Source organism: Geomonas silvestris (assembly GCF_014193515.1).
Taxonomy (GTDB): domain Bacteria; phylum Desulfobacterota; class Desulfuromonadia; order Geobacterales; family Geobacteraceae; genus Geomonas; species Geomonas silvestris.
Map to the genome: position 1 here is coordinate 276,172 of NZ_BLXX01000004.1, position 26,324 is coordinate 302,495.

Sequence of the window (26,324 nt, forward strand, 5' to 3'; positions counted from 1 at the left end):
TGGGGCCCGGCGCCACCCTGCTGCCGGTCCGTCAGCGTTCCTGGATGTGGATGATCTTTTTGAGGGGTTTGAGGCCCGAGTTGCTGATCAGCTTGGCGTTCCCCGTCTTGCCCGAGAGCGCCTCGCTGCGCCGCCCGCCTCTATCGCTCCACCCGGAGAGCGGAAGCTCCGCGGTGCTCGCGTCGGAGAGGGGCAGCACCGCCTTGCCGCTGCGCGGTGCGCCCCCGGCGTTGTCGTAGCGCACCCCCCAGAGGTAGGAGGTGCCTTGCCGGCAGGGGTCGCTGGCGGGCTTGAAGCTGGGGAAGTAGACGACCCCTGCGGTGAGCGCGCTGGGGTTGGCGGTGCAGCGCTCGCTGCCGTAGCCGTTGTTCGCGGGGTCGAGCCCGATCCACCACCCCTTGGTGTCCGAGCCGGCGGGGACCGGGTCGCTCGTTGCGTCGTACAGGTCGGCAAGCTTGAGCGGCGTCGCGCTGCACAGGGTGCCGTCTTTGGGGGTAAGGGTGTTGTCGGGGCGGTAGCAGGGCTCCTGCACCCCGAAGAGGGCGCGCCCCGCGGTTAAGTCGTCGCGGTTGTAGAAGTAGCGGCCGGTACCGAAGTAGAGCCAGAGTTTGTTGTTCTTGCGGTCCTGCAGCTTCGCGATGCTCCCGGTAACCGGGCCGATGCCGTCGATTACCCGGCTCACCACCCACTTGGCGGGGTCCAGCTGCTCGCGGGTCAAAAGGCGCAGCACCCCCCCGGTCCAGCTGCCATCGCCGGCCTTGCGGGTGTACCCCAGGTAGAGGGCATCGTCCTGGTAAAAGCCCCGGGAGTTCGGGTCCCAGCGGTCGGCGTCGATCCCCCCCCCGGAGAGGCTCCCGCCGAAGGCGTTGGCGATGCCGGTGTCGATCACCCAGTAGTTCACCCCCTCGACGAGGCGGCCGACAGGGTTCAGGTCGACCACGAAAAGCTTCAGGTTCTGGTCCGAGGTCCCCTGGAGCTGACAGAGATCCCGGTCGATGGAGCCGGTGGGCCCCGAGGCGAAGACGGCGAACCAGCGGCCGTTTCGGGCCGGATCCGGCAGTCCCGAGCTCCCCTCCTCGAGGGCGTTGACCTTCAGGATGGCGGGGCCGGAGGTGGCAAACCCGAGCCCCGGCGGCGAGAACTCCCAGATGAGGCGCGGCGGGGTCCCGCTGCCGTCGGCGCGCTGGCCGGTGACGTCGAGGGCGAAGTAGGCCGAGAAGCCGCCATCGGCGCGGGGGGACTTGACACAGGTTCCCCCTCCCCCCTCGCTGCAGCTCTCGGAGGGCCCCCGGGTCGCCCCCCCCTGCCCCATCCCGCCGATCAGCACGGTGCGCCAGTTACTCCCGGTCTCGGTCTCCTTGGGACAGTTCCAGTAGCCGGCCCGGCTGCAGCGCGCCGGGTCCCCGAGGCTCGCGTCGACCAAGGTGGGACTGCCGTCCACGAAGTAAAGGTGCGGGTAGTCGGGCTCTTTCAGGTAGCGCAGATAGGGGAGCGCGTTTTTCGGGACGAAGGCCCACTCCTCCTCCCCGAGGTCGGCCCCCGCGAGGGTCGCCTTCTGCCCGGCTGGCCAGCCGGGCTGCGAGGTGAGCTTCAGGGTCCCCAGCCGGAAGGCGTGCAGCATCCCGTCGTTGGCGCCCAGGTAGACGGTGCCGCGGTTTGCGTAGTCCACCCCCTTCAAAAAGGCGCGGTAGGAGCGGTCCGCGTAGCCGCGCGGCGGGGTGAGGCCGTAGCTGGCGAGCCCGTTTGCGGTCTGAAGCGCCGGCGTCGAGGCGATGATGTCGCCAAGCTTCCAGACCCGGCGCTCGCCCCCCGCGCTGCGGGCCACGCTGCGGCTGCGGCTGCCGTCGGCGTCGCTCCCCCGGACGAAGGAGACGATGGCGGCCGCCTCGCCGGGGGTTTGGGCCTGCAAGAGCGCGCGCTGGTCCGGGCTGTCGGGGTCCAGGAGGGTGAGCGTGCTCCCGTCGGTCTGGGTGTAGATGGTCCGGCCGGCGGGGTCCCGGCTCCAGAGCTTCAGCCCGGCGCGCCAGAGGCTCTCCAGCGTCTCGACCCGCACCGCGCGCGGGTACCCGGCGGGCTGCACGGCATCGGCGCTGCCGTCGCCGTCGGCGTCCAGGGAGAGGGTCGCCCGGGTCTCCTTCGCGGCGGGGTCGAAGCTGAAGCGGACCACCCGGTCCCGCTTCAGGTCCAGGCTCAAAAGCCCCCCGGTGTCCTCCCTGATGGTGCTCGCGCCGCCACTGCTCCCTAACAGCGGGTCGAGGTAGTACCAAAGCGCCTGCAGCTCGCCGAGCCAGCTCGCGGAACTCGCCCCGCCGTCGAAGCTCTTCACCGGATAGAACTGTTCCTGCAGGTAGAGCGCGCCGTTCGCGTCGCCGCTCGAGACGATCGAGGCGTCGGTCCCCGAGTTGGATCCGGTGCCAATGAGCTGGAACACGCTGGCCAGGGCACTCTCCAGGTCGGCGGGGCGCTGGACGCTCAAAAAGCGCCCCCCTCCCTTGGCCGCCACCAGTTGCATCATCTTCTCGGGGACCCCTTCGTCGCTGGTGCTGCAGCTGCCGTCCTCGAGGTACGCGCTGCTCGATGCTGCGCCGCAGGGAAGCCCGGTGTAGACCACGTAACTGGTGATGAAGTCCCGGTTGTTCTGGATCGGCCGGGAGGGATCGTTGATGTTCGTGTGGTTGGCGATCCAGGCGAGGTCGTCCAGGTTGTAGCTCCCCTGGAACGGGAGCCCGGAGTCCGGCTGGTCGGAGTTCTGCGTGGTCTGGCTGACCGGCAGCCCGCCCGCCCCCCCGAAGCTGCGCTGCGCATCGGCAAGGTAGCTGTTCACCGCCCGGGCGCGGTCCGCGCTGGACATGCCGTCGGTCACCATGAGGATGTTGTTCTTCTGGCAGCTGTACTGCGAAGGCGGCCAGCTCTCGTCGAAGTCAGCCCCCTGGAGCCTCAGCTCGGTCCGGTTGGCGAAGTAGCCGATCGCCTCGTAAAAGGTCTCGGCCCACGGGGTCCAGGAGTTCGCGTTCACCGCGTCGATGGCCGCTACCAGCCCGGAGCCGGGGCTGTGGTCACCCAGCGGGGAGTGGTTCAGGTAGGAGATCACCCGCCCCCCGTCCAGGTGGGGGTCCTCCCGGCAGGCATCCCGCCCGCCGACCAGGCAGTCGGAGGCCTGGGCGCACTCGCGCCGGGGCGCGGGGTCGTACTGGCAGTGCTTGACGCAGGGGATCGGGCTCGATTCGTCCCCGCACTCCGACCCGGAGCCGTTGTCGTTGAACACCATGGCCCCGAAGTTGATCTGGCCGCCGTACTTCTGCACCAGACCGCTGGGGGGGGCGGCCGCGGGAATCCGGGCGACCAGCGTCGCCGAGACCTCCCCCAGATTGCTGATCCCGGCATCGAGGATGAAGCCGGGGACGTTCAAGGTGGTGCCGGTCATGTTTGCCGTGACCGAGGGATCGGTGAGCCAGGGATGCGCCAGGTCCTTGCAGTAGTCGAGTGTCTGTCGGTAAAGGCAGCTCGCCGAGGCCGTGAAGCCTCTCATCATGTCGTAGCAGGACCCCAGGTAGCCGAAGGTGTAATCGATACCCTGGTAGCTGGTCAGGTGGTGGAAGACCCCCCTGCCGCAGACGTCATCGCCGGTATTCCTGACGATGTCGAAGGGGTTGCCGCCGTAGATCCATTCGATGCGGGCCTGGCAGTCCGTCGTGAGGTTCGTGTCTGGGGCGAGCGAGCCGGTGGCTAAGTAGGAGTAGCAGTCGGTCATGATCTCGGTGTAGACCTTTCCTTTGGTCGGTATCTCGTCCGCGTCGAACTGGTCCCCCAGACAGCCGAGCGCGGCCTGGCGCAGCGCGTTCACCCCGGCGGCGTCGCGCCAGGCGGTGATGGCGGAAAGGCAGGCATCCCGGTTGTAGGCGTTGGCGTAGACCTCGATCCGGGAGAGCCCCCCCCTCCCCGACTGGTAGGAGTACTCCGCCTCCGAGGGGATCGGGCCGCGCACCGCGAAGGTGACCGGGAGGTTGTCGACCATCTTGACGAAGCGCTTCCCCTGGCAGCCGCGCGTCTCGGCCGACAAAAGCCCGGTTGCCGGGTCGTACTTCCCGCCGGTGAGGGCGCGTTTCTCCAGGTCGAGCTTGCTCATCACGAGCCAGTTGAGGAAATTCCCGCGGGCCAGGAAGTTGTCGACCCGCTGGTAGGAGATCCCCAGTGCCGACTCGTCGGGGACGCTGTTCACGCAGAGATAACCGTTGCGGGCAGTGCCGCAGCGCTCGGAGCCGGGGATGCCGGCCGGCTCGGAGGCTACCTGGAACCGGGCGCCGGCGAAGTCGTAGCGGTAGAAGAGGTCCGCGTCGAAATAGCCGAGATAGCTCGCGGTGTCGCGGTAGGTGTCGTCCAGGCAGTAGGTGGGGGTCTCGGTCGAGGTGTTGGTGTAGGCCGGGTCGTACATGCTGGCCGAGTTGTCGATCATGAGCAGCAGGTTGGGCTTGATGCCGGAGCCGGCCAGGGGGGGCAGACTGCAGTAGTTGCGCGCGCTGGGGATGCCGGGGACTTCGGCCCGGGCCGGGAGGCCCAACCCGGCCAGCGCTAGAAAGAGAAGCAGCACGATCAGGCAGCGCCCCGCAGCGCCGCCTGGATACCTGTTTTCCATGGCACCCTTCCTCGTCTTGGGGCGGCAGCCACACCGCCATGAGCGTTTTCTAACCTGCACTAGTATAGCCGCAGGTCCGCCAAAAAAAAGCAGGCCAGGGCTAGAAGTGGAGGAAAGTGCTCCCAAGCGGCGTTTAGCTGGGACGGGTCAGGGAGGGGAAGGGTGTGGGTGGGGAGCGGAAAGCCCCAGCGACCTCAGGGGGAAGTCGAGGTGCTGGTAGTCGGGAAAGCGCCAGTCTCCGCCCCAGAGAAAGCCGCGCTGCAGCCAGGCGGCGAGCGGCGCCCCCCCTTCAAGGAGCATCCCCGGGCGGGGTCGGTCCCGCTCCAGGAAACCGGCGGCGCCGGGCGGAGCGACCTGGCAGGCGTCAGGGTAGCGGGGGCACAGGCAAGAAGAAGCGTTTTCCCGGCAGCCGGAACGCTCCAGCACCTGGGCCTCGGGCGCCGCCCGGTCCAGCCCCAGAAGAGGGAGCGCCTCGCGGTTCAGGCTCAGGAAGGGGTTTTGCAGCGGGTTCAGGTCGATTGCGGTGCCGTAGCTGTGGCGCGATAAGGTACCCGGCTTCCCCGGGACCGAGCGGCAGTTGAAGCCGGAGCTGTTGTTGGCGGCCATGGAGCGCGCGTCGTCACCGGCGAACTCCTCGATGAGCCGCAGGGACGCGATCGGGAACCCGGAGCGATAGGCCCCCTCCAGCGCGTCCAGCGCCAGGGGAGCCAGGGCGGCGTGGAGCACCAGTTCGCCGTAGTGGCTCAGGCCGTCCAAGCCCCGGTAGCGCACCACCAGGTAAGCCAGGTCGGCGGGCGCTACCGGGCACCCCGGCCGCCAGGAACCGGTCTCCGCCATCCGGCGTGCCAGCTCGGCCGGCAGGGTTACCGCGCCCCCCAGGTACTCCCCTTGCCGGGCGAGGGCCAGGGGGCGTCCCCCCGCCAGGCGATCCCTGAGGGTGTGCGGCAGGTCGGCGGAAAAGGCCGAGGGGATCCCCCGGGCAAGAGCCGCGAGGTCGGCCGGCGAGCCGAGCGCCAGGTGGGGGTGGCGCTTAGGATCGAGCCACCCCAAAAGCCTGAGCAGGGGAGCTTCGGCAAGGGAGATGCAGCCGGCGCTGGGCGCCCCGGGGGCGCGTTCCAGGTGGAAAAAGATGGCGCTTCCCATGCCGCGCAGCACAGGATCGTCGTTGTAGTCGACAACCAGCACCCACCGGTAGAGCTGGTCGGCGCGCAGGAGGTTCTCGAAGGAGCGTGGGGCAACGGCCCCCCGCAGCACCCGGCGGTTGTAATCCGCAGAGAGCGGGTCGTCGACCCAGATGTCGTCAGGCCCCACCTGCCGGTAGGGGAGCGCTCCCGGTGCGCCGGCGCCCGCCCCGAAGCTGCGGGTCAGGGGAAAGAGCCCCGCGGGGGTGCGGCCGTCCCCCTCCCGCTTCTCCCAGGGAGGGGCCACGCCGTTGCGCCCGAGGTTCACCGCGACGGGGCCTAAGACCGTCTCCCAGCCGCCGCTGTCGCGGGTCAGGAGGTAGAGCGTCCCCCTCGTGGGAGCCGACGCCGAGGGGTCCACGTAGACCACCTGGTCCCCCGGGAGAGCGCCCGGCAGGAGCCGGTCCAAAAGCCGCCTGTTGGCCGCGGGCAACCCCGTTTCGGCTCCGCCCCCCGCGGGGGACAGGTTAAGGGGAGCACAGCCGGTGAGGGCGAGCAGCAGGGCGCAGAGCACGGCGCCCAACACCCGGCAGGGGAACGTGGGGCGATCGGCAGCTAGGGAGATTGTTAAGCTGGTGATGGTAGCCATGAGGGAAGGATCTATACGAGGAGCCCGACAAAAGCAAGGGAATCCTGCCGCGGTGTGGCGCGCGCGGTCAACGCAGGCGGTCCAGCGCCAACCGAATCCGCTCGGCGACCTCGGCCATCTCGGCCTCGTCGCGGTACCCCACCCGGGGCCAGAAGAAGCCTTTCAGGCCGTCACCCGTCCGGCGCGGCACGACGTGGACATGCAGGTGGGGGACGCTCTGGCTCACCCGGTTGTTGAGGGCCACGAAGCTCCCCTGGGCCTCCAGGGCAAGCTCGACCGCGCGGGCCAACAGCCGGGCGGCGAGAAAAAGCGGCGCGACCAGATGGCGCGGGAGCTCCGGCAGGGTGGCGTAGTGCGCGCGGGGAACCACCAGGAGGTGCCCGGGAAAAAGCGGCCGGCGGTCCAGAAAGGCGAGCACCCGGTCGTCCTCGAAGACCGTCCGGGCCGGCAGCTCGCCGCGCACGATGGCGCAGAACCGGCATCCCGAGACCGTTTTGCTGCCGCTGTCAGTGGTACCGCGTCCCAGGTCCATCACCTTCCTCCTGTTTCCCTTCAAGCCGGCAGCTTCGCACACTGGCAACGATTCTACTCTTCCGTTTAGCCCTGGCAAGCGAGTTTGCCGGGGAAGAGGTGAAGAAATGGTCGCCCCCGCTACTTGAAGAAACGGCCGCCCCCCCGTTATATTAATTAGCTGTAATCATCCCGCGACCCGGAAGGCCCCATTCCCACTGGGGCGCTGCCGCGATCGAGAACGCTACACGAGGGACCCCATGAGCGCCTTTCGCTTAATTCTCATCGCAATCTGCGCCTTTCTTGCCTGGGCGCCTCCCGCCGGCGCCACCCTGAAACTTAAGTCCCTGTGCGAGATCCACTACCCAAGCGACGACCGGACCGAGTGGACCTGCGAAAAGCTCAACTGGCAGGACACGCCGAACTCGCGGTTCGGATCCTACTGGCAGGACGTGCTCCGCTTCAACCGGCTGGACCGGCGCCATTTCCTGGGGGGGCGCTCCATCAAGTTACCCAAGGACTTAACCCGCATCTACCACTACAGCCCGCTCCCCTTAAGCTACCCCGAGGCGGCGCGGGAGCCCAAGTTCATCCTCATCGACCAGGCTGAGATGTTCCTGGGTGCCTACGAGTACGGCCGGCTGGTGCTCTCCTTCCCCGCCGCCATCGGCATCGAGAACCATCGGGTCCCCACCGGCGACTACCAGGTGGACGCCGCCGACCGCAGCCACCAGTCCAACCTCTACCAGGTCGAGGAGATCGACCGCCCCTACCCGATGCACTACGGGCTGCGCTTCTTCGTGGACAAGACTAAGGATGGGTGGCCCTCCTACTGGATCCACGGCCGGGACCTCCCGGGCTACCCCGCCTCGCACGGCTGCGTCGGGCTCTACGACGAGGAGATGCAGGTCGAGTACTACAGCGCCCACGACCAGAAGGTGAACAAGAAGTACTACCACCCGATCACCCCACCCTACCTGGAGGGAGCCCAAAAGCTCTACCAGTGGGTGGTCGACCCGCGCAGCGACCCCGGGACCTTTCACCTCATCGGCAACGGAGCGAAGGTGAAGGTCATCGGTGAACCGCCCATCTAGCGGTAACGAGATCCCCCGGCGGAGTCATGCGAGACGGGAAACCCATGTCGATGAAGAGGAGATGCCAACAGCTGCTGGATGCCCTGGCCAAGCTCTGGCGCGCAGAGCCCGTCTTCGGCATCTTCCAGCGCGCCGACCTCGCCAAGGGGCGCCTGGTCCTGCTGGCCAGCTTTGCCATCACCCTGGCCATCTCGGTCAGCATGGGGATTTTCTCCTACCAGAACCTGAGGGCCACCCGCGACGCCAACCGGTGGGAGAAGCACACCTACCTGGTCATCATGGAGCTGGACAACCTGCTGAGCGCCGCGAAGGACGCCGAATCAGGGCAGCGCGGCTTCCTAATAACCGGAAACCTCAAGTACCTCGCCCCCTACCACCAAGCCATCGGCAATGTCAACATCCACCTGGACGCCTTGCACCGGCTGACCCGGGACAACCCGGACCAGCAGCAGCGCCTGGGCCGAATCGAGCCGGTGTTGCGCAGCAAACTGGCCCTTCTCGATGAAAACATCCGGCTCCGCTCCACACGCGGGTTCGAGGCGGCCCGCGAGCACACCATGCGCGACCTGGGGCGCCAGACCATGGACGAGTTGCACGGCCAGGTGGGTCAGGCGGTACACCAGGAGAAACGCCTGCTCAGAGAGCGCGCGCTCCTGGAGCGCACCTACTCAGCCCGCAACTTCTCCTACCTTTTGGGCGCCAACGTGGTCGGCGTACTGCTTTTGTGCATCCTGTACCTGTTCCTGTGGCGCGAGTTCAGCCGCCGCATCCACAACGAGCGCGACCTGATCGCCAACCGGGACCTTCTGGAGCTGCAAAACCACGAGCTGCGCATGGCCGGCGAGGAGCGCCAGGAGATGGAGGCACTCATCGGCAAGTTCAGCGATCTCTACGATTTCGCCCCAGTGGGGTACTTCAACCTGGACCGCTGCGGGGTGATCCGGGCCGTCAACCTCACCGGGGCCAGCTTCCTGGGGGTCGGGCGTTCCCAACTGCTGGGACGGCCGCTGGACGTCTTCCTCACCGCGCAAAGCCGCCCCGCCTTCCTGGAGTTCCTGGAGCGGGTCTTTGAAAACCAGGGAGAAAAGGTAAGCGGTGAGGTAGTTTTCCTGCAGGAGGTCTTCGCCCAGGTCGAAGGGGTAGCCTCGGTAGCGCGGGACGACTGCCGGGTGGCCATCTTCGATATCTCCGACCTGAAGCGCTCCGAGCAGGAGCGCAGCCGGCTCGAGGACCAGCTGCACCAGTCCCAGAAGATGGAGTCGGTGGGGAGGCTGGCCGGAGGGGTGGCCCACGACTTCAACAACATGCTGAGCGTGATCCTGGGGCAGGCCAACCTCGCACTCATGGACCTTCCCCCGGGCGCCCCACTCTACACGGCGCTCGACGAGATCCGCAAGGCGGCCGAACGCTCGGCCGACCTGACCCGGCAGCTGCTCGCCTTCGCCCGGCGCCAGCCGGTAGCACCCAAGGTGCTGGACCTGAACCGGACCATCGAGGGGATGCTCACCATGCTGAAGAGGATCCTGGGGGAGAACCTGCAGCTCAACTGGCAACCCGGGGACGGGGTGTGGCCGGTGCGGATCGATCCGAGCCAGGTGGACCAGATCCTCGCCAACCTCTGTTCCAATGCCCGCGACGCCCTGGGCGAGACCGGCACCATCTGCATCGCGACCCAGAACCGGGAGATCGATGCGGCCTACTCCGCCCACAGCGCGGAGCTGGTGCCGGGCGACTACGTGCGGCTTAGCGTGAGCGACAACGGGTCCGGCATGGACCGCGAGCTGCTCGCGCACATCTTCGAGCCGTTTTTCACCACCAAGGGGGCCGGCAAGGGGACCGGCCTGGGACTTGCCACGGTTTTCGGGGCCGTGAAGCAGAACAACGGGTCCATCAACGTCTACAGCGAACCGGGGGTGGGGACGACCTTCAGTATCTACCTGCCGCGGCACCGGGAGGGGCAACAGGCGCCACCCCAGGGACCGGGAGAGCCCCCCGCCGAAAAGGGGCAGGAAACGGTCCTCGTGGTGGAAGACGAGAAGGCGGTGCTCAGCATGGCGCAGCAGATCCTGAGCCGGCAGGGGTACACCGTGCTGGCGGCGAATTCCCCCGGTGAAGCGCTGCGGCTGGCCCGGGAACACCCCAAGGAGATTGCGTTGTTGGTCACGGACGTGGTGATGCCGGAGATGAGCGGGAGGGATCTGGCGGCCCAGCTGGTGCGGGACAACCCGAAGCTGAAACTGCTTTTCATGTCGGGGTACACCTCGGACATCATCACGCACCACGGCGTGCTCGACGAGGGGACCCATTTCCTGCAGAAACCGTTCAGCAGGGGGGAGCTGGCAGCCAAGGTGCGCGAGGTGCTGGACCGCAGGTGACCCGACGAGGGGGAGCGACACTCCCTGGCCGGGCGGGAGCCCCGCACCGGCGAGCTGCCGGAAGGGGCCTAGGAGGCGTAGCGGAGGGTCTGATCCTTGATCTGGTGGATGTGTCCCTTGATCTGCTCAATCTCGGACTTGATCTTGCCGGAGTTGCAGGCGCTGCGGATCTGCTCGTAGAGCGAATTGAACTCGCGCTCGCTGCTGGCGACCCCCGCCACCCGGTACTCGACTTTCTGGTCCAGCAGGATGCGCTTGGTCTGGATCAGCTGCACCTCGAGCTTGAGCTTCTCGATGATCGGCAGATCGCTATTTTTCAGCTCAGCCAGGCACTTGGTGAGCACGCTGTATTGCTTCAACATGAAGTTCCCCTCCCTTTTCCGTAAACTACCCCAGCAGTAAACCAAGAAGCGTACCAACGGGAGAAGCGGAAGCAACCACTAATCTTTCGAGTACTTACAGGGAAGAGGCTGTCCAGGCTGGGGCCGGGCGGCTGTTCTTTTTCTTACACCCTCCGCCGAACCGCCACATAAACCCGCGCAATGCCAAGTACTTAGCACTTCCCTGTAAAAAAAAGAACACTGTGAATATTTTTACGACTGAATCTGGTTTCAGATTATCACTCAGTCGTTTTAAATTATTATTAATTCACCGTTCAGTAAAAAAGATGCACCTGCAACGATGAAATCAACCAGCTGCGAGATAGAGAAGAAGGCCGCTTCAATGAGTGTCAGGCAAGATCTTCCTTCTCAAAGCCCTGCAGAGCCACTGCAGTAGTTACACCGGCATTGACTGCGGCCGCGATGTCCACCGCCTGCAGCAGGGCCTCCTGGGGAATCCCCGTTTCCAGCGCCTTGCGCATCCTCTTGCCGGTGCAGTGCACGCAGCCGCGGGTCAGCGCGACGGCGAGCCCGATGAGCTGCTTCTCGCGGTCCGTGAGGTGTTCTGCGGCGTGCGAGTGTTCCAGCAGCGCCGTTGCTGCGAAATCTTCCAGTTTCATGGGCAATTCCCCCTCGCGACATGATATGGCACTTATTATAGCAGTTCAAAAAACTGGACATTGAGGGCGGCTGCAGTTAAAGTGCAGTCACCGTCCAGTCAGGATGGTAGCTCGTTTATAGGAGGATATGCTGGTGATCGAGTGGCAAGACTGTCTGTCGGTCGGCGTGCTGGAAATAGACATCCAGCACAAACTGCTTTTCGAGCGTTTTAACAGTTTCCTGCAAGCATGCGAATCGGAGGCCGACCAGGACAAGGTGCACCGTCTGTTCTGGTTTCTGGAGGCCTACGCGGTAACCCACTTCACCGAGGAGGAGAAGCTCATGCAGGCCTCGGGGTTCCCAGATCTCCCGATGCACCGCAAACAGCACGCGGAGTTCGCTGCCGAGATCGCCAGGATCAAGGAGCGGCTGCGCTGCGAGGGGCCCTCCCCCACCCTGGTGAGCAGCCTCACCACCTTCATCAGCGACTGGCTCACCAGGCACATCTCCCAGATGGACCGGGCCATCGGCAACCACCTGCAGCGCAGCGCCCCCTAGGCTACCGTCACCGTGCGCCGCGCGGGCCTAGGCTGCTGCGGCAACGAAAAAAAAGGGACCGACCACTTAGCTGGTCAGGTCCCTTTTTCGCGTCTACTTGAAGATGAGCTGGATGGTCTGCACCGCCTGCTTCAGGTCGAAGGCGGCGTCCGAGAAACTCGGCGGGCCGACCAGGCCGCGGGCCCCGTTGGAGGCCGCGGTCGGCTCCACCGGCCACCCGAGCAGGCTGCGGTCCAGGGAGCCGTTGTTGTTCTGGTCGTGGTAGGCAGCCGCGGCGTAGTTCCCGCGTGAAAGGCCGGTAAAGCTCAGTTCCACTTCGGGTCCGCTGACCGGCGCGGACTTCTGGGCCACAGCCTTATCGGGCTGGGTGGGAAAACCGGCCGCCTCCTTCCAGAGCATGATCCGGACCGTGCCGAAAGGCTTGTGCAGACCGGAGATTTTGACGATGAGGGTTTCGGCTGCGGCGGTGTGTTGCCAGCCGAAGATAACCGCGAGGACCAGCCAGGAGACGGATCGCTTCATGTATCCCCTTCCGGAAGATGGAGTGGCTGCCGGCCCCGGTCGGGAGCGGAAGCCCGATTCTTGTAGCACAACTTCCCCCGCGGCGCGACCATTTTTCGGCTGCCGCGGCGCAGGTCATAGGTAGTGCGGCGCCGCGGCCGTTTCTTAGCGCAGCTGCGGCGCTCCGGCATCAGGCGGCGTGGCGGGTTCCTGCGTCTGCAGCTCCTGTTCCGGCGCAAGCTCCTGACCGGCAGGGGGTGCCGGGGCGCTGCCGTGTTTCGGGCAGTACTCGGTCGGCTCGGTCCCCGGGAGGAAGAACTCCTCGCGCGGGTGCGGGCACTCCGGCGTGGCGAGCTTCCCGGTCGACGGGTCGATGGTCGCCGTGACGACCGTCTCCGGTTTGGCGAAGTCGGGCGCGGGCTTGCCGGCCAGTGCCCCCTTCATGAAGCGTCCCCAAATCGGTGCGGCGACGGCGCCGCCGGTGAAGCCGCGCCCGCCGGGCTTCGGCTTGTCCTGGCCGACCCAGACCCCGGTGACGAGCTGCGGGGTGTACCCCACGAACCAGGCGTCGCGGTAGTCGTCGGTGGTGCCGGTCTTGCCGGCGGCAGGGCGCTCCTGGCTGAACTTCTTGAGCCCCTTGGCGGTCCCGTAGGTAAGGACGTCCTTCAGCATCTGGGTGGTCACGTAGGCGGTGGCCGGGGCCAGCACCGGGGTGACCGCGGGGGGGATCTCGGTCCAGGTGCGGCGCCTCTGGTCGTAGATCCGGATGATGGTGCGCGGCTCGGAGCGCAGCCCACCGCTGGCGAGCGGCGAGTAGGCCGAGACCAGCTGGCTCAAGGTCACCTCGTCGGTACCCAGGGCAAGCGAGAGCCCGTTTTGGGGGTGCAAGGAGAGCCCGAGGGTGCCGGCGAATCCCGAGAAATAGGGGACCCCGATGGCGTCCAGAAGCTTCACGGCGATCACGTTGTTCGAGTGCGCCAGCGCCTCGCGCAGCGGGAGCTCCCCGAACCCCTTGCGCTCGTAGTTCACCGGCGTCCAGCTCTGGCCGTTGCCCCGGTCGTAGGCGACGGGCGTGTCGTTCATGAGGGTAGCGGCGGTGAAGCCTTTCTCGAGCGCCGCGGCGTAGATGAGCGGCTTCACCGAGGAGCCGGGCTGGCGCTTGGCCAGGAAGGCGCGGTCGTAGGGGCTGGCGGCGAAGTCGACCCCGCCCGCGGCGGCAAGGACGTCGCCGGTGGCCGGATCCTGGCAGAGGAGCGCCCCCTGCAACTTGGGCGAGAGTTTTCTCACCCCGTCGCGCAGGGTATCCTCGGCCAGCTTCTGCAGGTTGAGGTCCATGGCGGCGATGACGTCGAGTCCCCCCTGTTCGAGGACTCCGGCGCCGAAGCGCTCGATGAGCTTCGCCTTGACGTGCGCCAGGTAGTAGGAGGCTTTGCCCGGCTTGATCACGGTCGCCGGGTGGGCCATCAGGTTCTGGCGCTCCCGCTCGCTGATCATCTTCATGTCGACCATGCGCTTGAGCACCACCGAGCGGCGCAGTGCCACCTTCTGGGGATCCCCCAGCGGGTTGTAGCGTCCCGGCGCCTTCGGGATGCCGGCCAAAAGCGAGCACTCCGCGTCGGTGAGTTCCTGGGGCTGCTTGTCGAAGTACAGGCGCGCCGCCTGAGCGATCCCCCAGGCGCCGTTACCGAAGTTGATCTCGTTGAAGTACATCTCGAGGATCTGTGCCTTCGAGTACTTCTTCTCGAAGTCCATGGCGAGCTGGGCTTCCTTCACCTTGCGGTCCAGGGTCTTCTCGCCGGTTAAGAACTTGTTCTTGATGAGCTGCTGGGTGATGGTCGAGCCCCCCTCGGCCATGCGCCCCTTGGCGACGTCCTTCACGAGGGCGCGCGCGATCCCCTTGAAGTCGATGCCGTTGTGCTCGTAGAAGCGGGAATCCTCCACGGCCACGAGGGCATCCTGCAGGAATTTGGGGATCTGGTTGATGGGGGTCCAGTAGCGGCCGGTGGGGAGGATGCGCCCGGCGAAGCGGCCGTCCCGGTCGAAGACCCGGATCGATCCGGTGCCGGCAGGGAGCAGGGGGAAGTTGGCGATCTTTTCCGCAAACGCGGAGGAAAGCGGAAGCACGATGAGAAAGGCCGCCAGGGCAAGACCCTTGAGCAGCCTCGAGGACAGCGGGGTAACGGGAGACGACAAGAGATGTTCTCCTTTTTAAGCGGGATGCGCTCGGTAATTTTTACTCCTTCCGGACAAGCCGCGTCAAGCTGCAAATCTCCCCGAAGCTCGCAGCCCCCCTCCCCCTTGACCCGGGAGTGCACCTGCACCGGATGCCGGGTGGTCCGATCCATCCCGCCTCCCCACTGCTCGCTCCCCGGTCCGGAAGCGAAGCTCGCTCCACATCCATCCCATCCCTGGGTAAAAGCCACAAGACGATCCAAAAGATGGCTTTGTAAAAGCAGCCAGTTAAGAGGAACCTTCAACAAGCTTTTTAGCCCCTAGAGGAGTCAAAAATCTTTGAACGTGGCATAAGAGGACACGATTTTTTTGGATGTAAGTCACCACATGGCCGATAAGAGCATTAAAGACGATACTCAACATCCATGAGGAGGCATCATGTCCGAACCAGTAACTGAAGAATCCCTTCGTGCGCGGGCTATAAAGATTTGTAACGATTTCATGGTCGACAAATATGTAGAAAGCGTAAAAGCATCAAAATGCCCTTGTCTGGATGAACCTGGCTATTTGATCTTTTCTCCGAATGATAATAACCAGATGGTATATATCTCCAGTGACACGATTTTTAGGGGTATGCTTGAGAGTCCCGAGAGCAAATTGCAGGCAGTTCCATTTTCAAACAGGGACGACATTGTTGAATTTATTAGATGGTTCTATGTAGCCAGAAAAAACAGTGGCATCATGGAAAGCCTCAAAGAAAATTGCTCTTTTGACGATTCTTGTATTGAGGATCTGTCCGATGAGGATATTGATGAATTTCTTTTCAATACATTTATCGGACCATCCAGCATGAACGGTTTATATTGTCAAAAGCAAGGGCTTACGGGCTGTTGTTTTTATACTACAGGGTGTGATGTACAAGGCGTTTGATCGCCTGTACCTTAATGGGGTAGCGTTGTCTCACCTTGGCATGCTGCCCCAGTTCTCGACCCCACCAGTTTGGCCGCTTAATTCTCCCTCATTTTGATCCTCTTGTATCCTCTGGGATTCACTTATACCTTTTACCCATCCCCCAGGTTGCGTCTCTCCAATTCCCCTTGACTCAAATACCCGCCAGGGGTATGTTTGATCTTACTGCATACCCCTACCGGGTATCCAAGGAGTCGTTATGGAAGAGAGTCAGAAAAAACTGCTGGCCCGGGTCAAGCGCATCGGCGGCCAGGTGGCGGGCGTCGAGCGGATGTTGAACGAGAAGCGCTACTGCGTCGATATCCTGAACCAGATCGCGGCGGTACGCTCGGCACTGGACGCGCTCGGGGTGGAGCTCTTGACGCGGCACCTGGAGAGCTGCGTCCTTGGTCACGGCAGCGACAACGAGCACCCGGAAGCTAAGGCCATGTCGCAGCAGGAGCTTCTGGCCGAGGTAAAGACCGCCCTGTCGCGGTTTCTCTAGAGGAGAAGGACCATGACTACAGCTAAGACTGCACGCTGCGAACTGCCGCTGGTGGGGATGCACTGCGCCGGATGCGCCGGACGCATCGAGAAAGCCCTGGCCCAGGCAGACGGCGTCGAAACGGCCAGCGTCAACTTCGCCACCAGCCGCGCCACGGTCAGCTACGACCCGCAGGCGACCGGGGTCGAGGCATTGAGCCAACTGGTGCGCGATATGGGCTACCAGGTGATCGATTCCCCGGCGGGTGCCGAGGGGGCCGACAGCGACGAGGTCCGGGCGGCCGAGAGCGAGGTGCGCGCGGCCGAGTACCGCGAGCAGAAGATCCGCTTCCAGCTCGCCCTGGCGCTCTCCCTGCCGGTGCTCATCCTCGCCATGGCGGGGCACCTGGTGCCGGCCTGGGAGGAGTTCTTCGATTTTCCTGGGCGCAACTGGATAGAACTCGCCCTGACCACGCCGGTCCTCTTCTGGGCCGGGCGCGGCTTTTACACCGGAGCCTGGGCGGCAGCAAAGCACCGGGTGGCCGACATGAACACCCTGGTTGCCCTGGGGACCCTCTCCGCCTACCTCTACAGCCTGGCAGCCACCCTCTTCCCTGCCTGGTTCGCCCAGGCCGGCGGCGCACACGCGGCCCACACTGGCGCCCCGGTCTATTACGAGGCGGCGGCTGCCATCGTGACCCTCATCCTCATGGGGCGACTTCTGGAGGCCCGCGCCCGCGCCAAGACCGGCGGCGCCATCCGGGCGCTCATGGGGCTGCAGCCCAAGCTTGCCCGCGTGGAGCGCGACGGGGTGGAACAGGACCTCCCGGTGGCGGAGCTTCGGGTGGGTGACCTCGTCCTGGTGCGCCCCGGCGAGAAGGTGCCGGTAGACGGCGAACTCGTCGAGGGGGGCTCCAGCGTGGACGAGAGCATGCTGACCGGCGAACCGCTCCCGGTGCAGAAAAAACCCGGCGACACGGTGATCGGCGCGACCCTCAACAAGACCGGCGCCTTCAAGATGCGGGCGACCCGGATCGGGCGCGACACGGTGCTGCAGCAGATCGTGCGCCTGGTGCAGGAGGCCCAGGGTTCCAAGGCCCCGATCCAGCGCCTGGCCGACCTGATCGCCTCCTACTTCGTTCCGGTGGTGCTCTGCCTCGCCATTGCCACCTTCGTCGTCTGGTTCGACCTGGCGCCGCCGGAGTCGCGCCTCACCATGGCGCTGGTCACCATGGTCTCGGTGCTCATCATCGCCTGCCCCTGCGCCTTGGGGCTCGCCACCCCCACCGCCATCATGGTGGGGACCGGTCGCGGCGCGCAGAGCGGCATCCTGATCAAGGGGGGCGAGGCGCTCGAGAAGGCACACCGGCTCACGACCGTCGTCCTGGACAAAACCGGCACCATCACCCGCGGCGTGCCGGCGGTGACCGACCTCCTGGCAGTGAACCTCGAGGAGAGCGCGCTCCTCACCCTGGCAGCCTCCGCCGAGGCCGGGAGCGAGCACCCGCTGGGCGAGGCGATCGTCCGTTCCGCCAAGGAGCGCGACCTTCCCCGCTACCCGGCCAGCGCGTTCCAGGCACTCCCCGGACAGGGGATCGAGGCCACGGTCGAGGGGCACCGGGTCCTGGTCGGGACGGCGGCGCTCCTGGCCGAGCGCGGCCTCAGCGTCAATGAAGGCGAAGCGCACCGACTCGCCGACCAGGGGAAGACGCCGGTCTACGTGGCTCTCGACGGCAATTTTGCCGGCATCATCGCGGTCGCCGACCCGGTGAAGGAAGGGTCGCGCGCGGCGATCCAGCGCCTGCACGAGCTGGGACTCGAGGTGATCATGCTGACCGGCGACCAGCGGCGCACCGCCGAGGCGATCGCCCGCGAGGTCGGCGTGGACCGGGTACTGGCCGAGGTGCTCCCCGAGGCCAAGAACCAGGAGATCAAAAGGCTGCAGGGGACCGGCAAGCTGGTCGCCATGGTGGGCGACGGCATCAACGACGCCCCGGCGCTCGCCCAGGCGGACGTGGGGATCGCCATGGGAACCGGCACCGACGTTGCCATGGAGGCGGCCGACATCACCCTGGTGCGCGGCGATCTAAACGGCGTGGTGGCGTCAATCGCGCTCTCCCGCGCCACCATCGCGAACATCAAGCAGAACCTGTTCTTCGCCTTCATCTACAACATCCTGGGGATCCCGATCGCCGCCGGCGCGCTCTACCCCTTTACCGGCTGGCTCTTGAGCCCGATCATCGCATCGCTCGCCATGGCGCTTTCCTCCGTGAGCGTGGTGAGTAACGCCCTGAGGCTGCGCGGCTTCAGCGTACAGAGGAGCTAAACCATGGACGGCATCCAGATCCTGGTAACCTTGGGCGGCATCGCCCTCATCGCGGCAACGCTCTGGTTCTTCTTCGGCAAGAGCGCCGGTCCCGGCACGGGGAAAAAGAAGTACTCCTGCCCCATGCACCCCTGGATCACCAGCGACGATCCGGCAACCCCCTGTTCCCTGTGCGGGATGCCGCTGGTGCAAAGCGACGGGCCGAAGCAGTAACCCGTCACCAGCGAGCCCGGAAGAAGGTTCCTCGGACCGTTCGGGATGCTGGGCGTAGTGCAACCGCATGCAGCTCTCCGCCAAGTCGGAGCGAATGATGATTCGCCCCTACCGGGCCCTTCTCCCTGAACTTCCCTAGGCACCCAAAAAAGGGGCCAGTCTCTACAGGCTGGCCCCTTTTCACGAGGCAGGTGCGTCTATCAGGTCCCTAGGGCTCCTTCGTGGGGGCAGGCTGCGCCTGCAGGCGGCGCCCCATGATGAGCGCACCGGAAACGACGGCCAGTCCCGCCAGCACCAGGTTCGAGATGAGGAAGGCGTGGCCGCTTCCCCGGTGCTCGAGCGAACCCCAGAGCACCCCGGCCATGAGGCTTCCCAGCGCCTGCCCCACCACCCGCGCAATGGAGAGGAGCCCGGAGGCGACCGAATCGGTCTCCTCGGGAGCCAGCGATAGGACGGCGGCGTTGTTCGCCGCCTGGAACAGCGCGCGCCCCAGCCCTATCCCGCCCAGCCCCAGCGCCACACTTCCGGTGATCCCCTGCAGGCAGGAAGCGAGCGCCATCACCGCGCTCCCCGCCCAACTCACCAAGGTGAACCCCTTGCGGTCCGAGAGCTTTCCGGCCCAAGGCCCCAGGAAGAGCAGCATGAGCGGCGGCACCAAAAGCACCAGGCCGACCCGCCCCGGGGTCATCCCCCCCGCCTCCAGATAAAAGGGCCACAGGACGTTGGTCCCGAAAGACTGGGCGAAGAAGAGGACCGTTGCCAACAGCGCCAGGAGAAAGCGCGGCGCCCGCGCCGCACGGCGCAGCCCCTCTTTAAGCCCCACGCCGCGCAGTTCGCCCAAACGCCCCGAGAGCGCCAAGGCCACCATCCCCAGCGGCAGGTTCAGGTAGAAGATGCTGCGCCACCCCAGGAGGTCGACCAGGAAGCCCCCCACCGGCGGCCCGGTCAGGGTCCCGGCCGCCACCGAGCCGGCCACCATCCCAAGCGCCCACCCCTTGCGTTCCGGAAAGGTCGCCGCGGCAAGCCCCGGCACCAGCCCGATCACCCCCGCCCCGGCGATCCCCTGCAGGAAGCGGAGCGTGAAGAGCCACCCAAGGTTGGGGGAGAGCCCCAACAACAGCGAGATGGCACTGAACGTCAGCAGCGAGACCCGGTAGACCCGCACCGTCCCGAAGCGCCCGGCCAGCCCCGACAGGGGGAGAAAGGCGAGCGCCGAGCCGATCAGGTAGAGCGATGCCGCCCACTGCACCCCGGCGGCGTCGCTGTGGAAATGGGCCGCCAGCGAAGGGAGCGCCAGGTTCAGCGCACTGGCATCGAGGGTGGAAAGGGTGACGCCGATAAGCAGCGCAGCCAGGCGCAGGTCGGCGCGAAAAATGGTGAACCGTCGAAACATCTCAAACATCCTCATTCCCAGCCGGGCACGGCGCCTGGGCGGCACCGCACCGATCGGGCTCTTCTGTTGGGGCAGCAACCAGCCGGGCACGCCTGCCCCGGGCCGCGGCTTTTTCGGCTCCTCGCGGGAAAACGGAAGGGTGCCCGATTAAAACAGCCCTCCGTTTTTTATCAGGGCTCCATTCACCCATATTCTAATGAGTTACCTGCCGCACCGGTCGAACAGGTGCAATCAGGGACATCCTTCCCCCGCGGCCGCCTCCCCATTCTACCCTTATCTTTCGACTAGTTACAAATTTTAACATTATGGCACCATTCCTGAAGTATCTCATGAAAGGATCCGGCAGACACCGGTAAGCCGGCAGACCGGCACCGGATCCCATGCTATGTCATTTAGAATGGGGAGGAAGTATGAAAAGGAGATCCGTCTTTCTGTTTTTGTGCCTTTGGGCGCTGCTGGTTGCCGGCTGCGGCAAGAGTTCCCCGGGAACCGTGGTCCAGGCGAGTTCCGGCAAGGATCTTTTGGATCCTCTGGCCCTGCAGCAGTTCGCCAACGACCTGCCGCTCATCCCGATCGCGGTGCCGGATACCACGACCGTGCCGGGGGCCGAGTCCTACACCGTGGTGGCCGAGCAGAGCGCCGGCTACGATTTCGGGCTGCGCAAGAAGGACGGCAGCGAGTTCGTCAACCCGGCCACCGGCGCCCCGATCCGCACCACGGTCTGGGGCTATACCACCAACGGGATCAAGGCGGGCTACCTGGGTGCCACCATCGAGGCGCGCTCCACCCTCCCCGGAGAGACCGGCAAACCGGTGCAGGTTAAGTACCTCAACAACCTGCGCAGCCCAAGCGGGCAGTTGCTCGTGAAGCACCTGCTCACCGTGGACCCGACCCTCGGGGGGGCGAACATGGGGGACCCCGAGATCCGCATCGTGACGCACCTGCACGGCGGCCACGTGGCACCCGAGTTCGACGGCCACCCCGAGGCCTGGATCACCAACAACCCGGCCGCAAGCGGGCTCCCCGCCGATCCCGTCAGCGGCCGTCCCGAGCGCCCCGCCAGCAACACGGTCAGCTACCGCTACACCAACGACCAACCCGCCAACCAGCTCTGGTACCACGACCACGCCATGGGGATCACCCGGCTCAACGTCTACGCCGGCCTCGCCGCCAACTACCTGTTGCGCGACAGCAGCGAAGATGCCCTGAACCTGCCGCGCGGCGCCTACGAGATCCCGCTGGTGATCCAGGACAAGTCCTTCAACGAGGACGGGTCGCTGCACTGCGACTCCAACGCCCTTTTGAACCCGGACGGCAACCAGGTCACCCTGGACGGCAAGCCGGTGTTCAGCTCCAACCCCGAGTTCTTCGGCAACGTGATCACCGTGAACGGCAAGGCCTGGCCCAAGCTCGAGGTGGAGCCGCGCAAGTACCGATTCCGCATGCTGAACGGTTCCGATTCCCGCTTCTACCACATCTGGCTCGAGCGCAGCGACGGGCTCCCGATCCCGGCTGGCGCCATCACCCAGATCGGCAACGACGGCGGGCTCCTTCCGGCTGCGGTCTCCGGCATCGGCAGCCAAGAGGAACACGGCTTGCTGCTCGCCCTGGCCGAGCGCGCCGACCTGATCGTCGACTTCTCGAAGTTCCCGGCCGGCACGAAGATCACCGTCCGTAACGACGCCGCCACCCCCTACCCGAGCGGCTCGGAGGTGAACCCGGCCACCACGGGGCGGATCATGCAGTTCAGGGTCACGAAGCCGCTCGCGCAGGCCGATACGAGCCAGCTCCCGGCCAACCCGCGCGCGCTCTCCGCACTGGCGGCACCTGACAACGTGCGTCTGGTCGACCTGCAGGAGACCGAGGAGAACGGTGCCTACCTGTACGACCCGATGACCGGCTCCATCTCGAAGCGGCTCAAGATCCTTTTGAACGGGCTCCCCTTCGACGCGCCGGTCACCGAGAACATCCGGCTCAACGACGTGGAGGACTGGATCATCATCAACAACACCGTGGACATGCACCCGATGCACCTGCACCTGGTGCACTTCGAGGTGATCGAGAAAGGGAGCATCACCCCGGGGGCCTACACCCCGGCCGACGGTGCAGGCGGGATGCCGCAGGTGGCGCCCGGCGGGCTGCGCCCCTCCACCAACCCCGACGGGACTGCCGCGGACGCCGATTCGCCCTACACCGTGCAGCCACAGGAGGGGGGCCTCAAGGACACCGTTCGGGTCCCCCCAGCCGACGACCTGCTGGGGAGCCAGGGGTACGTGCGGGTCCGGGCGAAGTTCGACCTGATCGGGACCTACATGTGGCACTGCCACATCCTGGCCCACGAGGACCACGAGATGATGCGCCCGTTCCGGGTGCAGTAGCCACGGTCACTCGACCAGCACAGCAAAAAAAGAAGCGGCGTTCCCTGAAGGAGCGCCGCTTCTTGTTTGGCAGGACAAGCGAGGTTCCATGCAAGGTCCCTATCCCTATCCCAGCCCCTAGTCCCTAGCCCCTGGTTCCAGCCCAAAGAGCCGCTCGACCACCTCGCGCCGGTAGTCGAAGATGGCGCCGATTTTCCTGCGCACCATCCCGGATGCCAGGCTTCCCAACGGTCCCAGCGGCAGGGCGAAGTGCACGATGTCGCGCATCTCCACCCCCTGGGGGACCTCCCGGAACAGGTGCTGGTGGTGCCAGAGCCGGTAGGGCCCCAGGCGCTGCTCGTCCACGAAGTAGTGCGGTGCCTCGCAGTGGGTGATCTCGGTCACCCAGGAAAGCGGCAGCCCCAAAAGCGGGGTCACCGTGTAGGTTATGATCATGCCTGCGTACATCTCGCTCTGGGGTGGGGAGGTCACCTTGAAACCGAGCCAGGGCGGCGTGATGGTGGCCAGGTTCTCGGGGCAGCCAAAGAAATCCCAGGCCTTGTCGAGGGTGATGGGGAGCAGGTGCACCTGTTCGAAACGTTCCACTGACATCGATACCTTCCTCTGCAGCACCAGGGCCTGAATCTTCCGGATACCATGACGATTGCCGATTCTTTCCAGGACCGGCGTCACTGTCTCAACCACCCGAAGGTGATGGCTTAAAAGCTACCAGAGTTCGCTTCCGACTCAACCGGCACGGCCGCCTTCTCTTCAGGAAAATCGCTAGCTGGTCGCGGTTTGTTTAACATTGACATCGCAAAGAGCTTGTCCTACCTTACCTGCGCGAGGTTCCTTCGGCGATCGGCGGTACTGGCCACAGATCCAGTCTGCCGGCACGCGAAGCTCCGCCATCCCACACAAACCAGGAGGTAGTATGAAGAAGTGGCGCTGCATCATCTGCGATTATGTCCACGAGGGCGACGATCCGCCGGCAACGTGCCCGGTGTGTGGGGTGGACTCCAGCAATTTTGAAGAGGTAGCTTAGCGGCAGGGCCAGCCCCTAATCGGGCGACCGGCTGGGCTGGAAGATGCGAAAGGCGCACCGGGTGGTGCGCCTTTTTTTGTTTTTGCTTCAGGGTCTCTCTGGCGCCGAGCCGCGCCACGGTACTCAGGTTGGACGGCACCCGCCGGTGCGGGATGGAAGGCTTTCGTGTCCGGGAACAGCTGGGGGGTGCCGGCCGGGGATCAATTCGTGGCAGTATCGTCGAGGACGCTTACGTTTTTGCCGCTGCGCTTGGCGCGGTACAGCGCCTGGTCGGCCCGGGCCAGCAACTCCTTCAACGAGCACTCACGCTTGGTGCTCCGGCTCGCCACGCCGAGACTGGCGCTGACCTGCACCTTGATGGGGCCAATCGTCAGCCCCAGCCCCGCGATCCGGCTGCGTATCCGCTCCGCCACCCGCAGTGCATCCTTGGCGCGGGTCCCCGGCAGGAGCACGGCGAACTCCTCGCCCCCGTAACGGGTGGCAAGGTCCGCGCCGCGCAGGGCGTCCCTTATTACTCCTGCGACCCCGGCGATGACCTGGTCCCCGGCGGGGTGGCCGAAGGTGTCGTTGAGCGCCTTGAAGTCGTCGATGTCGATCATGATGAGTGCCTGGGGGTGCTCCTCGCGGCGCCCCTCCTCGATTTCCAGGAGTTCCTCGAAGGCGCGCCTGTTCAAAAGCCCGGTGAGCGCGTCGCGCAGCGAGAGTTCCTGGAGTTCCCGGTACTCGTGGGCTTTCTCCAGGGCGGCAGCCAGGCACTCGCCGATGCTGGAGAGGAAATCGGTGGAGACCGCCGGACCGCCGGCCTCGCTCATCCTGAGGTTCCCCAGACCGACGGGGAACTGTACGGTGATGTCGTAACCCTGGTCGCCGCGCCCGGCCGGAACGCTGAAGCGCCGCTGCCGGGCGGGACCGGTTGCCGGCTCGGGGACCAGGCAGGCCCCTAAGGGACCCGGTTGGCCGAGGAAGCTCAAGCTCTCCATGCTGCCGCCGGGAAAGGCGAACTGGGCTCTGCTGAACCCGAAGTAGCGGTAGAGCCACTGCGCCGCGGTCGAGCAGACCTTTTTGGGGTCTCGTTCGCCGAAGATGGCGCAGCAAAAGGCTGCCAGGAAGCGGGCCTCGTTGAGCTGCTGCAGATCGCCCCGGCTCGGCTCCATCCCTTCCACGAAGTTCCAGGCAGGTGCAGACTCTTCGAAATCGTCGTATACCTGGTACGCCATTTCTGAACCACACGTTCTCGGACTCACTCTCGGTCCTTTCGTTGGGGCTGGCACCCTCTGGAAAATCAGCTACGGTCCCCGTAATGAGCAACCACCGTGCCAATGTAGCCGTAGATCTTACAGGGAGAGCTACGGAGGATGGAGGGTTCCCGGCGCAGCGGACCACCTGGTGCCCCAAGGCGCCGCCAGGAGCTGGGGGCGCGGCGCTGTCCGGAAAGCTCCTGTCCCGCCATGTGGCCGCAGATCCCCGAAAAAACCTAAGCACCCGGCGCGGGCGGCTCGCCCCCTCCGGCAGGACAGATCTTAGATCCGTCTTACCAAACGCTCCGGGCTTTCGTTGCCCTGCTGCTTCGCGAAGCCGCAAAAAAAAGGCGCCGTCGTCACGGCCTTTGTCAAAAAACCGTCACACGTCGCCTTTTTTGTGTCAGAAAGTGCGCCAAACCGGGCCGCAGCAGGGTGCGATCACCTGGCCTGTTGCGGGACCGGGAGGCTCGAGGAGAGCGAGGGCGCCTGTTTCTCCTGGTGCGATTGCGACTCCGCGGAGATGAGCTCCGCGGTGACCTTGCCCAGGGCGATGGTGGTCTCCATCTTCACCGGAACCTTGCGGGCATCGTCGGTCATCCAGATCAGGAGGTCGCCGGTGCGCCGGAAGATGCCGGCGGTTTTCTGCAACGGTTTCACCACCAGGGTCGCCACCTTGTTGAAATTGGCGAGCCGGATCTCCTCTTTGCGCAGGATCTCCACCGGTACCTCGGCGTAAACCTCGGAATCGTAGATGTGCAGGTACTCGGTCCTCCCGACCTCCAACTGCCGGTTGCGCAGGTAGTAGATACCGGAGAGCGAGTCGAGCACGTCGTCGTCCGGGACCGCGGTGCGCAGTGCGCGGCGCTGCAGGAAATCCACCCAATCGACCTGCTTTTTCCCGGGGTTGATCGTGATGAGCTCGTCGCTTTGGAAGTTCCCCTCGGTCTGGCGGATCTTGGTCATGATGTACTGCCCGTCCACGTGGCGGGTCTCGATCAGGTCGTCGACCGGGTAGAAGCTGGAGATGGCGGCGTTGGATCGGACCCTCAGGACGATGCTGGTGATCCCCTTTTCCTGCTTGGCCTCGAGCTCCGCGCTGCCGATGGGGACCCCGTGCATGGTCAGGACATAGCTCAGCTTTTCCTGCTGGGAGGAGAGGAAGTCGCTCCCCTTCAGGCGCGGTGCCGGAGTCGGCCAGGCGGCCTGGCGCACCGTAGAGACCGCCGGCAGGGCGGGGAGCGGCGGAACCGGACGTGCGACCCGGGTCCCGGCGTGGCGCACCCTCGGCTTGCGGATCCGGGTCTGTTCCTCTTCCGGATCGGCGGCCGGCTCCGGGGGCGCGTCCTGGGCAACTGCCGGCGGCTCGGGAGCTTTCGGCGCTTCCTGCTTTGCCTGCGGTTCAGGCTCCGGTGCGGGCTTGGATTCAGGCTTTGGCTCAGGATGAGTTGCGGGGAGCTGCGCCGGCCCTGCAGCACGCGGCCTAGCCTCCGCTGCCGGCTCGGGGGCGGGTTCCGGTTCCTGGCGCGGAGCGGCCACGGCTTTCGCCTCGGCGAGGTCGACCATGACAACCGGAGGCTGCTGGACCGGCGCCCCGAAGTTGTAGCTGGCGAACATGCCGAGGAGCAGCCCGGGGAGGAAATGGAGCAGGAGCGAACAGGCGAGGCAGAGCGCGAAGGTGCGTATCTTGTGCAGGCGGAGTGTCATAACCTCATTATTGCAAGTTCT

The 26,324-nt window shown here is 65.5% G+C and carries 20 protein-coding genes; 9 read left to right on the forward strand and 11 right to left on the reverse strand.

What is annotated here, in order from left to right; all coding sequences use genetic code 11:
* Positions 1-31 precede the first annotated feature (31 nt).
* From GMST_RS09275 to GMST_RS09285, 3 genes are all read right to left on the reverse strand, one after another.
* Positions 32-4,633 carry a pilus assembly protein gene (locus GMST_RS09275; protein ID WP_183354355.1) on the reverse strand — a complete coding sequence of 1,534 codons (4,602 nt, stop codon included), beginning with the start codon at positions 4,631-4,633 and terminating at the stop codon, positions 32-34.
* Positions 4,634-4,780: 147 nt separating this feature from the next.
* A complete protein-coding gene (locus GMST_RS09280; RefSeq protein WP_183354356.1) occupies positions 4,781-6,403 on the reverse strand; it encodes a M15 family metallopeptidase in 1,623 nt (540 codons plus the stop codon).
* Between the two features lie 67 nt (positions 6,404-6,470).
* Positions 6,471-6,935: an HIT family protein gene (locus GMST_RS09285; protein ID WP_183354357.1), complete on the reverse strand. Its 465-nt coding sequence runs from the start codon at positions 6,933-6,935 to the stop codon at positions 6,471-6,473.
* Between the two features lie 238 nt (positions 6,936-7,173).
* Between GMST_RS09285 and GMST_RS09290 the strand changes: the two genes are divergently transcribed.
* Together GMST_RS09290 and GMST_RS09295 are read left to right on the forward strand one after the other, a co-directional pair.
* A complete protein-coding gene (locus tag GMST_RS09290; protein WP_183354358.1) occupies positions 7,174-8,007 on the forward strand; it encodes a L,D-transpeptidase in 834 nt (277 codons plus the stop codon).
* Between the two features lie 50 nt (positions 8,008-8,057).
* Positions 8,058-10,382, forward strand: a complete 2,325-nt coding sequence (locus GMST_RS09295) for a CHASE3 domain-containing protein (protein WP_246399362.1) — start codon at positions 8,058-8,060, stop codon at positions 10,380-10,382.
* 68 nt (positions 10,383-10,450) lie between these two features.
* Here the strand turns inward: GMST_RS09295 and GMST_RS09300 are convergent, their stop codons facing one another.
* Together GMST_RS09300 and GMST_RS09305 are read right to left on the reverse strand one after the other, a co-directional pair.
* Positions 10,451-10,744, reverse strand: coding sequence for a hypothetical protein (locus tag GMST_RS09300; RefSeq protein WP_183354359.1), 294 nt, complete (start codon positions 10,742-10,744; stop codon positions 10,451-10,453).
* 368 nt (positions 10,745-11,112) lie between these two features.
* On the reverse strand, positions 11,113-11,382 hold the full coding sequence (locus tag GMST_RS09305; RefSeq protein ID WP_183354360.1) for a carboxymuconolactone decarboxylase family protein: 270 nt from the start codon (positions 11,380-11,382) through the stop codon (positions 11,113-11,115).
* A gap of 127 nt (positions 11,383-11,509) precedes the next feature.
* Here GMST_RS09305 and GMST_RS09310 point away from each other — a divergent pair, with 127 nt between their 5' ends.
* Positions 11,510-11,920: a bacteriohemerythrin gene (locus tag GMST_RS09310; protein WP_246399364.1), complete on the forward strand. Its 411-nt coding sequence runs from the start codon at positions 11,510-11,512 to the stop codon at positions 11,918-11,920.
* Between the two features lie 93 nt (positions 11,921-12,013).
* Here the strand turns inward: GMST_RS09310 and GMST_RS09315 are convergent, their stop codons facing one another.
* Both GMST_RS09315 and GMST_RS09320 read right to left on the reverse strand, forming a co-directional pair.
* Entirely contained in the window at positions 12,014-12,442 is a 429-nt protein-coding gene (locus tag GMST_RS09315; protein WP_183354361.1) for a DUF2141 domain-containing protein, read from the reverse strand.
* Between the two features lie 144 nt (positions 12,443-12,586).
* Positions 12,587-14,614 carry a penicillin-binding protein 1A gene (locus GMST_RS09320; protein WP_371873114.1) on the reverse strand — a complete coding sequence of 676 codons (2,028 nt, stop codon included), beginning with the start codon at positions 14,612-14,614 and terminating at the stop codon, positions 12,587-12,589.
* A 417-nt stretch (positions 14,615-15,031) separates the two neighbouring features.
* Between GMST_RS09320 and GMST_RS09325 the strand changes: the two genes are divergently transcribed.
* The 4 genes from GMST_RS09325 (at position 15,032) to GMST_RS09340 (ending at position 18,563) form a co-directional block, all read left to right on the forward strand.
* Positions 15,032-15,523, forward strand: coding sequence for a hypothetical protein (locus GMST_RS09325; protein ID WP_183354362.1), 492 nt, complete (start codon positions 15,032-15,034; stop codon positions 15,521-15,523).
* 238 nt (positions 15,524-15,761) lie between these two features.
* Entirely contained in the window at positions 15,762-16,046 is a 285-nt protein-coding gene (locus GMST_RS09330; protein ID WP_183354363.1) for a metal-sensitive transcriptional regulator, read from the forward strand.
* A 12-nt stretch (positions 16,047-16,058) separates the two neighbouring features.
* Positions 16,059-18,350 (forward strand): heavy metal translocating P-type ATPase, encoded by a 2,292-nt coding sequence (locus GMST_RS09335; RefSeq protein WP_183354364.1) that lies wholly within the window; start codon positions 16,059-16,061, stop codon positions 18,348-18,350.
* Positions 18,351-18,353: 3 nt separating this feature from the next.
* Positions 18,354-18,563, forward strand: coding sequence for a heavy metal-binding domain-containing protein (locus GMST_RS09340; RefSeq protein ID WP_183354365.1), 210 nt, complete (start codon positions 18,354-18,356; stop codon positions 18,561-18,563).
* A gap of 208 nt (positions 18,564-18,771) precedes the next feature.
* Here GMST_RS09340 and GMST_RS09345 read toward each other — a convergent pair whose 3' ends face one another.
* Positions 18,772-19,956, reverse strand: coding sequence for an MFS transporter (locus tag GMST_RS09345; RefSeq protein WP_183354366.1), 1,185 nt, complete (start codon positions 19,954-19,956; stop codon positions 18,772-18,774).
* A gap of 410 nt (positions 19,957-20,366) precedes the next feature.
* On the opposite strand from GMST_RS09345, the gene GMST_RS09350 reads away from it, so the two are divergent.
* Positions 20,367-22,334 (forward strand): multicopper oxidase family protein, encoded by a 1,968-nt coding sequence (locus GMST_RS09350; RefSeq protein ID WP_183354367.1) that lies wholly within the window; start codon positions 20,367-20,369, stop codon positions 22,332-22,334.
* Positions 22,335-22,451: 117 nt separating this feature from the next.
* Here the strand turns inward: GMST_RS09350 and GMST_RS09355 are convergent, their stop codons facing one another.
* Positions 22,452-22,925, reverse strand: a complete 474-nt coding sequence (locus GMST_RS09355; protein WP_183354368.1) for an SRPBCC family protein — start codon at positions 22,923-22,925, stop codon at positions 22,452-22,454.
* A gap of 322 nt (positions 22,926-23,247) precedes the next feature.
* Here GMST_RS09355 and GMST_RS22575 point away from each other — a divergent pair, with 322 nt between their 5' ends.
* Complete coding sequence (locus tag GMST_RS22575; RefSeq protein ID WP_371873115.1) at positions 23,248-23,358, forward strand: rubredoxin-like domain-containing protein; 111 nt, start codon at positions 23,248-23,250, stop codon at positions 23,356-23,358.
* A gap of 200 nt (positions 23,359-23,558) precedes the next feature.
* On the opposite strand, the gene GMST_RS09360 is transcribed toward GMST_RS22575, so the two are convergent.
* Entirely contained in the window at positions 23,559-24,575 is a 1,017-nt protein-coding gene (locus tag GMST_RS09360) for a GGDEF domain-containing protein (RefSeq protein ID WP_183354369.1), read from the reverse strand.
* A gap of 462 nt (positions 24,576-25,037) precedes the next feature.
* A complete protein-coding gene (locus GMST_RS09365) occupies positions 25,038-26,303 on the reverse strand; it encodes a DUF3108 domain-containing protein (protein ID WP_183354370.1) in 1,266 nt (421 codons plus the stop codon).
* Between the last annotated feature and the right edge of the window lie 21 nt (positions 26,304-26,324).